Here is an 11,091-nt window from a genome sequence, read left to right on the forward strand (position 1 = left end):
ATGTTAAAAATGTTGATCGAATACTGCGTCCATCGCCGTGTCGCTGCCATGGTGTTGACTGGCGTCATTGCCCTGTTCGGCGTTCATGCCTATCTGGAAACGCCGATAGAAGCCTATCCCGATGTCACCAACACCCAGGTTACCGTCATCAGCCTGATGCCAGGCTATGCGCCGGAAGAAGTCGAACGTCAGGTCACCGTGCCGCTCGAACGGGTGCTGAACGGTACGCCGGGTATGTTGAAAATGCGTAGTCAAAGCTTGTTCGGTTTATCGCTAGTCACCATTACCTTTAACGACAATGTCGATAGCTTTCACTCCCGCACCCTGATTACCGAACGCATGACCGGGGCCGAGCTTCCGGAAACGGTAAAACCGGTGTTGGCGCCTGATTACACCCCGTTGGGGGAGATTTATAAGTTTGTGGTGGTCAGCGATCGCCATTCCTTATATGAACTGCGTTCCGAAATGGAATGGACCGTATCGAGGGTGATGCGCCAGGTGCAGGGCGTAGCCGACGTGCTGACCTTCGGCGGCTATTACAAGGAAATTTACATCGAGATCGACCCGGTTCGGCTGGATTCTTTCGGTTTAACTCTGGATGAAGTCAACCAAGCCATCGCCAGCGCCAACCGCAACGTCGGCGCCGGTTTCCTGCGCCACGGCGATCAGCAAATGGTGATTCGCGGTGTCGGTTACCTGGGTTCCGCCGAGGACATCAAGCAGATTGTGCTGAAAAGCGAAGGCGGAACGCCGGTCACCGTTGGCGATGTGGCCCGCTTGGTGCAGGCTTATACGCCACGCCAGGGTGCCGTTGGCATGGATGACCAGAAAGAAGTCGTGGAAGGGATTGTGCTATTGCGCCGTGGCGAAAATCCTTCTCGCGTGCTGGCAGCGGTGCATGAAAAAGTCGAGGAACTGAATAGCCGCATCCTGCCGGCGGGGATGAAGTTGGTGCCGTTCCTGGATCGTACCGAACTGGTCGATAAAACCTTGCATACCGTTTACGACAATCTGCTGCACGGCTTTTTGCTGGTGGTCGGCGTGGTATGGTTGTTTCTACGCAGTATCCGCGGTTCGCTGATTGTGGCCTGTGTGATACCGCTGTCGCTGCTGGTGGCGTTTTTTGGACTCTACCAATTGGGCCTGCCGGCCAATCTGATCTCGATGGGTGCCATCGACTTCGGCATCATCCTGGACGGTGCCGTAGTACTGGTGGAAAATGTCATTCACCAAGCCAACCACCAACGCCCCCAAAATCATCGGGACATGGTGCACCTGATCGTCAATGCCGCTTTCGACGTTGCCAAGCCGACCTTTTATGCGATGCTGATCATCATTGCCGCGCTAATTCCAGTGTTCACGCTGGAACAAGTTGAGGGCCGCATTTTCCGCCCATTGGCCTTGACCTACAGTTTTGCCTTGGTCGGCGGCTTGGTTTTCGCGTTGACTTTAGTGCCGGCGCTGTGTGCCGCACTGATTCAACCCAAGCACGCGATGATAGAAGAGCCGCGATTTTTGCTGCGTCTGCGAGAAATTTACCGACGCATTTTGGGCGTGGCGCTCGCTAGACGGTCCGCCACCTTGGCGGCTGCCGGCGGATTATTGCTGGCCGGCGCTCTCGCCGCAAAAGGTTTGGGCACGGAGTTTTTGCCGGAACTGGACGAAGGCGACGTGCATGTGTTCGTGGAAATGCCGGCCAGCATTGCGCTGGGCAAAGGCCAAGATGTACTACTGGATATGCGTCAGCGTTTGTTGGCATTCCCTGAGGTCAAGGGCATTCTCAGTCAACAAGGGCGTTCGGAGGATGGTACCGACAACGAAGGTGTCAACATGAGCGAAACCTTTGTGCATCTTAAACCGCATGAGCAGTGGCGACCCGGCTGGCACAAAGAGAAACTGGTGGAAGCCATGCGTGAGTCTTTGGCTGCCATTCCCGGCGTGCGGTTCAATTTCTCCCAGCCCATCAAGGACAATGTCGAGGAAGCGGTTAGCGGGGTGCGCGGCAAGGTGGTATTGAAAATCTATGGCACCGATCTGGAAAAAATGCGCGCGGTTCTGGATCAGGCAAAAGTCAAGCTGAAAGTCATTCCCGGCGTCATCGATCTGGATTTGTACCGTGAATCCATCGTCCCACAATTACAAATCAAACTGAACCGTGCCGCGCTGGCACGGCAAGGCATCACCGTCGATGCTGCCCAGGATACCATCGAAACTGGCCTGGCCGGCAAGGTGGTTACCGAACTCTGGCAGGATGAACGGCCGGTACCGTTGCGGGTCACCCTGCCGAGTATTGAGCACAGCGATACCGAACAAATTGCCAATCTGATGCTGCCGACCCCGGCTGGAGCGCGTATTCCCTTGCGAGAAGTGGCAACGCTGCCGACCGAACGCGGCAGAACCTCGATTGAACGCGAGGCCAACCGCCGTTTTCTGGCGCTTAAATTTAATGTGGAGGATCGTGACCTGGGTTCTGTAGTGCATGATGCGATGGACGCGGTTGAAGGCAAAATCGAACTGCCCGATGGCCATTTTTTAGTGTGGGGCGGCGAGTTCGAGAACCAGCAACGGGCAATGGCCCGGCTCGGCGTGGTGGTGCCCATCGCGGTATTGATCGTACTGGGTTTGTTGTACGGCGCCTTGCAGTCGGCGCGTAGTGCGCTGGCGATTTTATTGTGCGCACCGTTTGCGATGACGGGCGGTTTATTCGTGTTGCTGCTGTCCGGCATTCCCTTATCGGTCAGCGCGGCCATTGGCTTTATCGCCCTATTGGGGCAAGTATCCTTGATGGGACTGCTGGTTCTCAGCGCGACCGAAGAACGTAGGCATCAGGGAATGTCCGTCATGGATGCGATTCTGAACGGTGCCACCGATCGCTTGCGGCCGGTACTCATGGCCTCGATGCTGGCGTTACTGGGCTTGTTGCCGATGGCTGTCTCGACAGGCATTGGCAGCGAAACCCAACAACCCTTTGCCGTGGTCATTGTCGGCGGCATGTTTACTACGTTTTTGATCGCGATGCTGGTGTTGCCGGTCATTTATTCTTACATCACCCCCGAACGGCTGATTACTCCGGAAGAAGCGGACGAACTCACGGAGGAAACGGTATGAAAAACACAGATGGGAAAAATCGCCTTGTCCTACCAATAATCTATTTTTGCTTTGTGAGTGGTGTTTCGAGTTCTTCAATCGTGCTTGCCGAGGATTCGACGTTGCTTCCTGAGACAGTCACTATCCAGCAGTTGATGGAGATTACCCGGGAAAAAAGCCCCCGCTTTGCCACCTTGAGGCAACGTATCGAATCCGCCAATGCCGAAGTGGTGGCGGCTGGAGTGTTGCCCAACCCCAGAATCAGCTACGGCCGATACGACTTGTTGACGCAACAGAACACCATGTACGACGGCAATGTTCAGCAACAAGTCACCTTGGAGGTGCCGGTTTTGATAGCGGGCCAGCACGGTGCCCGCGTCGATGCTGCGGAAAAGAGTCGTGAAGTGACTGCCGCTGACATTGACGCCGAGTTTGCCGATTTGATTTATCAGGAATGGAGCTTGTTCGTCAAACAACTTGCGTATAAGCAACGGATTGCTGTGCTTCAGGAAACTGCTCGCTATATGGGGCATCTGGCTGAAATCATCTCGGGACGTGCTCGGGCCGGAAGCGCCAGTCGCTACGATCTACTGCGCATCGAAATCGAAACCAAGGCAGTGCAAACCCGGCTCGAAACAGTCAGCAATGATCTCTCGTCAACCGCTGGCGACTTAGGCATTTTGCTGGGCTTATCCGGCTGGAAACCACAAGCGGCGGGTAAATTGGATTACCTCAATGTACCGACCGATATTGAAAAATTGTGGATGGATGCCATCAGTCTGAATCCCGAGCTTGAGGCAGCAAGGCGAGGCGAAATAGCGGCAGATGCGGGGCTGGAACGTGCCGAGCGAGAACGTTGGCCAATTCCGTCGCTGCAAGTCGGTTCGGTTTTCACCGACAAACCCTACGGCAACACCAGTTTTGCCGGCGTATCCGTCGATCTGCCGATTTTCGATAGAGGCCAAGGTGGCGTGGCTCGCGCGAATGCCGAAAAACAAGCGGCTATCCTAGCTCGAGGCCTGGCGAATGCCAGAACTCGTAGCGCCTTGGAACGTGCAGTGGATCAATTGAGCAAACGTCGAGCTACACGCATCAAATTTGAACAGGAGGTGATGGGAAAACTGGTTGATCTTAAAGAGATGGGGGAAGCTAGCTATCAACTTGGTAAAGGTAGTTTGCTGGAACTTCTCGATGCCTCACGTTCTAGGACCGAAACTGAATTGACACATTTGGATTTGATGCAGGCGGAAATTGAGGCTGAACTGGACATTCTGAAAGTAGCCGGTTTGCTGACAAACACTGTCGACTCTGGGGCAACCCAATAACGTTAGGTGCAATTTTTGCTTTCCAAGCTAATGAAAGATTTGATTATTGGGGAAGATGCTTATTTGAGCAAGAAATTTACCCTTGTGGGCATTTTCGGCGGCAAAGGTTTGCCGCCTGTTGATAACTACCTCTATTAGCGGAAGATCGTAATGACTATGGATATTATGAACTCGGCATTATCGGGACTGGCAACCTCTCGACGGGCGCTTGAAACAACCAGCAATAACATCAGCAATGTCAACACGGAAGGATATAGCCGCCAGCGAATAGAGTTAGCGACTCGATCGGAACAATACACCGGTTCCGGATATATAGGTAGCGGGGTTGATGCCGTCAATATCGTTCGTAGCTACGATCAGTTTTTAACCGATCAGTTACGTTTCAGCACCTCTGCTTTTGCAGCTGCAGATACTTATCAGAAATTGAGTTCGCAAGTCGACAATTTATTGGCTAATGAAGCCACAGGATTATCGCCTGTTATCAAATCGTTCTTCAACGCGGTTAACAACGTTGCAAATGATCCTAGCTCAGTGCCTGCCAGACAAGTGATGTTGGCTGAAGCCGGTTCCATGGCGAAACAATTTAACAATTTGGGTTCCCGTTTTAATGAAATGGGTAAACAGGTCAATAGTCAACTCGATACTATCGTGGGTGATCTAAACAACTTTGCCAATGCTCTTGCCAAGTTGAATGACAAAATTGTGAGCGATATGGGGCGTTCAGCCGGCAAGCAAATGCCGAATGAATTGCTGGATCAACGCGATTGGCTATTAAGCAATATTGCCCAGAAAGTCGATGTATCGGTCGTTAATCAGGCGGATGGAGCCGTCAGTGTTTTTATTGGTCAAGGCCAGCCACTGGTATTGGGTGGTTATGCTTCCAGTCTTTCGGTGCAATCGTCTAAAACGGATACTACACAAAAATCAATTTTGCTTAACGGGCAAGATATATCACCGCAAATAACCAGTGGTGAGCTCTATGGCAATCTGCATTTTCGCGATCAGGTACTGGATGTTGCTCAACAGCAATTAGGTTCTCTGGCGATGGGAATAGCTATCGAATTTAATGCTATTCATCAGAGCGGTTTCGACCTGAACGGTAACCCTGGGCTAGCGCTGTTTGATTTGGGCTCACCTAGCATAGGCGTCAAAAGTGTTGCGAAGGATTCAAACCTGAGGGTTACAGCGAGTTTTTCAGCCCCGCCGTCAGCGGCAAATATTGCATCCTATCGTTTAGATGTATCTGCCACGGTTCCCGATGTCACATACAATTTGACCAATCTATTCGATGGCACTTCGATCAATGATTTGAATAACACCACATTGGCAAATGCGACCGCAGCTGCCGGATTTAGTATTAGCTTTCCAAGTGGCGTGTTAAATGTTGGGGATAGTTTTAAGATCGACCCAGCTATCGATGCAGCCCGCACACTTCGTATCAATAATGCCATTACCAGTCCGAAACAAGTCGCAGCGGCTGATATGCTGGGGTTTTCAGGGGATAATAGAAATGCCCTGAAATTAGCAAAGCTTGAGACACAGTCAATCATGCAAAATGGCAAGGCGACGTTTACTCAGCTATACGGTCAATTGGTTGCGGATATTGGTACAACAACGCATTCGGCCCAATTAAACCGCGATGCTCAACATGTCTTGTTTCAGAGAGCGAAAGGCGCTCGAGAAAGTGCGTCAGGCGTGAATTTGGACGAAGAGGCTGCAGACCTCATTAAGTATCAGCATTCCTACCAGGCTGCAGCTCATGTGGTTTCGATTGCTAAAAGTCTTTTTGATACTTTAATACAAGCGGTTCGGTAGTTTAAAAAATTGCTTCAAACTCGGGATTCAGCAAATCCTGAGGGTTTGTTTGAAAAATTATTGCCTAGCCGAATTTTTAAAAAACAGAGGATAATGTTATGAAAGTTAATTTATTGATTTTCTCAATTTTGTTAGGCGTTTTTGCTAGTAATAATGTTCTGGCTAAGCCTTATTCGTCGATATTGCCGGCGCAGTTTCCAGTCAAGAAAATTTTAATAACAGTTTCTAGTCAATCTACTAGTGGAAATGCAGATATCTATCATGTCTCATTAAAGGCAAATGGAAACAGTTTTTTAGCTAAAAACAATGAAAAGCAACCATTAAAAATTTCAACCGATACTTTGATTGAACTGCTAAATGACTTCTATTCGGTGCATTTTTTTGAGATTCCTGATACTTTTCATATTAAAAAAAAGGCAGTACTCAAGGATAATGGAATTGTAACTACTATTGTCAATAAAGAGCTTGCTGCTACAGATAGTAAAAAGGTTTGTGTGCAACTACGTGAATATAAGAAGTGCGTTTCAGTTATTGATAATCAACCTGCGGGTATTTCACAAATAGTGAATAAAATTGAAACCTTAATTGAATCAGCGGGGCGTTAACAGATTTTTAATTGTTTTTTGTGGGTTTGCCTTTAATTGTAAGGTTCCCTGTCTTGTCTTCTCGGATTAAAACTCCCTGGGAAATTGCACTGCCAGACTAAATTTGTGCATCATTAGTTTTCTACTGGATGCCGGGAAGTTGATGCCTGTATTAGACGTTGCACCTTCTTGGTCACATGTTGAAAAGTTGTGTAGATAATAACTGATAACAGCATTCGAGTCCGTTTTAACAATTGCGCTTTGAGAGCTTGTCACGGGGCTTAGATGAAGCGGTTTTGAATGTCAGTTTGGCATGGCTAAACCCGCTTTTGCGTATTGGCCAACAGCACATTAACGGCGTAGGCCACGACAAAGACACACATCGGCAGAGCTTGCGGTGGAATTGGAAACGGTAAGGTCAAACTGACCAGTAGCAGATACAGCGCGCCCAGAATCAGGTAAAGGCTATAGCGATGCGCCATGGGGCTGGGGTAATCGAAATTGGTCTGGCTGATCTTGCGCCGCACCAGTCCGTCGACGACAAACGGCAACAAGGCGGCTGCCAGGTACGGCAACCAGATGCAGGCCGTGGTCAGGCGCTTGATCATTTGAAAGATCGTGTCCCACAGCACGTTGAGCCGGCTTTCGATGAAGGGAAACAAATCGTTGCGCCCCACATCCTCGAAGCCTTTTGACATCTGCCGTTCACGTTCGGTTGGGATGAAATAGCGGAACACGCTGTCTCGGATGCCGGTGGTGACGAACAGGCGATCAAACCAGCGCTGTGCGGTATGGCTGATCTGTGATTCTTTATCGGCGCCAAAATAGCCGATCATCATTTGATCTTCGGCGCGTTGCAGCTCGCGCGTCCAGCGATCGGACACGAAACTGGCCACCAGGATCACTTCCAGTAGCCACAGCATCAGGCTGAACAACAGATTGCGCGTCATGAGCTCGCGCCTCGACGATCTTGTGCCGATTGCAGTATCGGCAACCGGCCTTTGACAATCCGTCCGCCGGATAACTTGGCGATGTAATGCAGGTCCGGCAGTTGTCCGAGTAACTGAGGCGCAAACAAATCACCTTCTTCTTCCATCAGGCGTTCACCGACATTGCCGGAGAACACCGTGGGATTAGTCGCGCTAGTCGCCACACCCTGGGTGCGCATGATGTATTTCAATCGCGTCTTCGGCAGATTATCGGTGATGTACTGCTGCGTTTCGCTGTCCATGATCCGTAGCGCGATCAGGTTGTTGACATTGCCCAGTACTTGTCGGGCTTTATCCTGGGAACCGGTACGGGCGGCAAAATCGGCAAAAGTTTGCGTGGCGATGAACAGCCGAATCTTGGCGCCGCGGCCTTTGTTCAACACCTGGATGAAAGGATCGTTGATGACTTCCGCCGCCTCGTCGACGAACACATTCACCGGCCTGTCTGAGACACCGTAGTTGTAACGGTCGCCGGCAACCGCCGCCAAATCCGCTAACAAAATCGAGCCAATCGCGCTACCCACCATGCCATCCGATAACGAGTCCAGGCCGATGTAGGCGACCTGGGCTTTTTCGATGATGTGACCGGTATTGGTAATCGGCCGCAGATCGTCCACATCGTGCGGATTCGGCGACAGCAAAGGTCCCAATGAACCCGAAGTAAGCATGTTCATGATAGGAATCAAGGACGCCACCATCTTGCTGAAATGCGCCCGGTCATGTTCGAACAAGGACAACAAGCCTTCCAAATCCAAATTGGGCAATTGGTACTGCACGACCTCTCGATAAAACCGTACTAGGCCCATCGCTTTGGAATCAATGTCCTTCGCGTTTTTCAAGTAAGGCCGCGCCTCTTGCCGCCAATGACCCAGGTTGTTGTCGAAATAGCGTTCCAGGGCCTGGATCACCAACGTCGAAGGGCCACCTTCGAGGTAACGGCGCAGCTTCACCAGGGTTGGCCTTTCCTCGATCACCATCAAACCCTGAATGACGTTATCCAGCGACTTTTGCCCAAAGGCTTTGAAGGGATCGTTACTGCTTTCGCTGGGAGAAATAGCGCTGATACGGCTGGCGATTTCCGAAGGCCGGTTGAAATTGTGCAAGGGATCGAGTCGGACGCTGTCTTCTGGAAACGCCGGGTGGAAATACACGAAGCGATCCGGACGCTTGGCCAAGGCGCAGGCACGTTTGGCGCAGGCCATCAAATCCTTATCGCCTTTGGGATCGATGATGATCACCGCTTCGCCGCGCAAGACGGCTTGGGTAACGAGCACGTCAAAGGCACGCGTTTTCCCGGCACCGGTGGTACCGACCAAAAGCGTATGGCCGGCGGTATGCTGCAAGGGCTGACGAATATCACTTTCGGACACTTCCAGTCCATGTATCCAGGCCGAGCCCATGCGTTGATGATCGCTGGGAATCAAGGTCGAGACATCGCGTTTTAAAATCTCATAGGCCAACTGGGCATGCTTTTGCACCCAATCGAATCCCCAACCAAACCACAAGGCCTCGGGATGCTGTTTCACCATCGAAACCATCTTCTCGGCGTCCAGGTATTGGAAACGAAACTGACGCAACCGACGTTTGCGGTACCAAAGACTCAGTGCCGGTGACAATCGCCAACACGCCATCACGCCACACGCCGTCATTAACCAGTCGAAGGGTTCGCGCGGCAAGCCCGACCAACGACTGGTGAAATGCGCCAATCCGGCGCCACCCAACCAACCCGAGATGGCATACACCTCGAAGATGGGCCGCCAGGGAAACTGGTAGTCGTAATCGGATTTCATGGGCGTAACCTAACCTGAATGCCTTCGGTGGCGCTGACTGAACGGCAATTTGGGTGATTGGCGATATCGAGCATCAGGCGAGTGCGCTTGATTGTCGGATGTTGCGTTAGAAATTGCTCCAGTTCGGTATTGGACACTGTGTGCCAGTTGCCGTCTGGCGATGATTCATCGGGCGGAATGTTTTGTTGCCGTACATACGTGATCAGCAAGTCGATTGTTCCGGGTTTTGCCGGTGGGTTAGTTAAGGTTGTATTTGCTTTATCAGGCTCGGAATTGACCGAACTGTCTGATATGTTGCTGCTTATGGGTTTTTGCGTGCCGGTCGTGTTTGATTTGGAACGGACAGGCTTAGATTTGCGAAAGGCCTCGTCTTGAGGCTGAGAAGACTTAACTGGATCTCCGGTCTTGATAGTATTGCTGCTTGGAGATTGCACGGATGACGCTGTCAGCGTGGCTTTGTCTGGGGATTTCAATAATGCTTTCAAAGCCGAGCTCGGTTCCAATGCCAGCAGGACGCCGCGGACCGATTGGATGGTTTGTACCTTGCGCATCGGCGACAGGACGTCGGTCACCAGCCAACCTCTGTCCTCCAGGGTTTTAATGAACTGGGGCGGATCGACGGCGAGTTTTTCAGCAGTCGCCGGAAACGGGAGCAAGTATTTATCTTGGACTTCCAACATATCTCTGCCTAACTGCCATTGGCCTTGATTGAGCATGCTGGTGATGTCCATTAACCATTGGCCGGCATCGCCGTGGTTTTCCAACCAGCACTTGGCGCTGTCGGCAGGATTAGCGATGCTTTTCGTATCAGTAGAGGAAGAATCACTCTTTGCCACTGAATCTGTTTTTTCTGTGTTGGTCGGTTTGGCTGGCGTTTCGTTTTTCGGTTGTTTTGTCTGACACAACGAAGGGGCGCCATCGGTTGATGTGGATTCCGACAGACCTTGATCGGGATCTGGTGGCAAGGTATTCATATCCTTCGCGCCTTGCGAATTTGAAATGCCAGGTGCCGATTCAGTTAACAGCGGGTCGGGTAGGGCACTTGGGTCATGTGCCGGTTCTGGTGGGTTTGCTTCTGGCACAACTGACGCCGGATTATCTGCGCGTTGGGGTTGCTTCATAACAGCGACGTTCTTGGCTTTTGCCGGCTTGCTGATTTTCGGTGCCGGATTGGTAACGGGTTCGGGGTTTACCGCAGTTGCATCCAGTTCGTTGATTTCGCGCGCTGCAACCACGAGCGGCGGCTCGCCGCTGAAAATGAGTTCCGCGGATTTCAGGCGTAACAGATACAGCGGATTGTCCAAGCCTTCTGGCTGCATTTGCCAATAACGGTATTGCCGACCATTCGGCCAGGACTTAGGGATTGCCAAGCCGCGTTCGATCAGGATGTCGGCCAAGGTGTCTTCGTCGCGCGGAATGCCGGGTACTTTGTCCTTGGCCAACAGGGAGACGATGTCTTGCGCACCGGCACGCCAGACGATATGCAGGCCATCCTCAAAAC

The 11,091-nt window shown here is 51.5% G+C and carries 7 protein-coding genes; 4 read left to right on the top strand and 3 right to left on the bottom strand.

All coding sequences use genetic code 11. The features are described from left to right. The 4 genes from A1355_RS15005 (at position 1) to A1355_RS15020 (ending at position 6,832) form a co-directional block, all read left to right on the top strand. Positions 1-3,108: an efflux RND transporter permease subunit gene (locus A1355_RS15005; protein WP_064029548.1), complete on the top strand. Its 3,108-nt coding sequence runs from the start codon at positions 1-3 to the stop codon at positions 3,106-3,108. Continuing rightward, a complete protein-coding gene (locus tag A1355_RS15010; RefSeq protein WP_064029550.1) occupies positions 3,105-4,412 on the top strand; it encodes a TolC family protein in 1,308 nt (435 codons plus the stop codon). Before A1355_RS15005 ends, A1355_RS15010 begins: the two co-directional genes overlap by 4 nt. A 150-nt stretch (positions 4,413-4,562) precedes the next feature. Next, entirely contained in the window at positions 4,563-6,227 is a 1,665-nt protein-coding gene (gene flgK, locus A1355_RS15015; RefSeq protein WP_064029553.1) for a flagellar hook-associated protein FlgK, read from the top strand. Positions 6,228-6,325: 98 nt separating this feature from the next. Further along, positions 6,326-6,832: a hypothetical protein gene (locus A1355_RS15020; RefSeq protein ID WP_064029555.1), complete on the top strand. Its 507-nt coding sequence runs from the start codon at positions 6,326-6,328 to the stop codon at positions 6,830-6,832. A 296-nt stretch (positions 6,833-7,128) separates the two neighbouring features. Here A1355_RS15020 and A1355_RS15025 read toward each other — a convergent pair whose 3' ends face one another. The 3 genes from A1355_RS15025 to A1355_RS15035 form a co-directional block, all read right to left on the bottom strand. Continuing rightward, positions 7,129-7,761, bottom strand: a complete 633-nt coding sequence (locus tag A1355_RS15025; protein ID WP_064029557.1) for a DUF4400 domain-containing protein — start codon at positions 7,759-7,761, stop codon at positions 7,129-7,131. Continuing rightward, positions 7,758-9,590, bottom strand: coding sequence for a conjugative transfer system coupling protein TraD (gene traD, locus A1355_RS15030; RefSeq protein ID WP_064029559.1), 1,833 nt, complete (start codon positions 9,588-9,590; stop codon positions 7,758-7,760). The genes A1355_RS15025 and traD overlap by 4 nt, the downstream gene beginning before the upstream one ends. Continuing rightward, a partial coding sequence (locus tag A1355_RS15035; protein ID WP_197471817.1) for a TraI domain-containing protein occupies positions 9,587-11,091 on the bottom strand: 1,505 nt, incomplete at its 5' end. The genes A1355_RS15035 and traD, both read right to left, overlap by 4 nt.

This window comes from Methylomonas koyamae, from assembly GCF_001644025.1.
In the GTDB taxonomy this organism is placed as follows: Bacteria; Pseudomonadota; Gammaproteobacteria; order Methylococcales; family Methylomonadaceae; genus Methylomonas; species Methylomonas koyamae_A.

Bases quoted from the DNA above. Each gene is read 5' to 3' on its own strand.
- A1355_RS15005 (WP_064029548.1), top strand. From the start codon at position 1: ATGTTAAAAATGTTGATCGAATACTGCGTCCATCGCCGTGTCGCTGCC.
- A1355_RS15010 (WP_064029550.1), top strand. From the start codon at position 3,105: ATGAAAAACACAGATGGGAAAAATCGCCTTGTCCTACCAATAATCTAT.
- flgK (WP_064029553.1), top strand. From the start codon at position 4,563: ATGACTATGGATATTATGAACTCGGCATTATCGGGACTGGCAACCTCT.
- A1355_RS15020 (WP_064029555.1), top strand. From the start codon at position 6,326: ATGAAAGTTAATTTATTGATTTTCTCAATTTTGTTAGGCGTTTTTGCT.
- A1355_RS15025 (WP_064029557.1), bottom strand. From the start codon at position 7,761: ATGACGCGCAATCTGTTGTTCAGCCTGATGCTGTGGCTACTGGAAGTG.
- traD (WP_064029559.1), bottom strand. From the start codon at position 9,590: ATGAAATCCGATTACGACTACCAGTTTCCCTGGCGGCCCATCTTCGAG.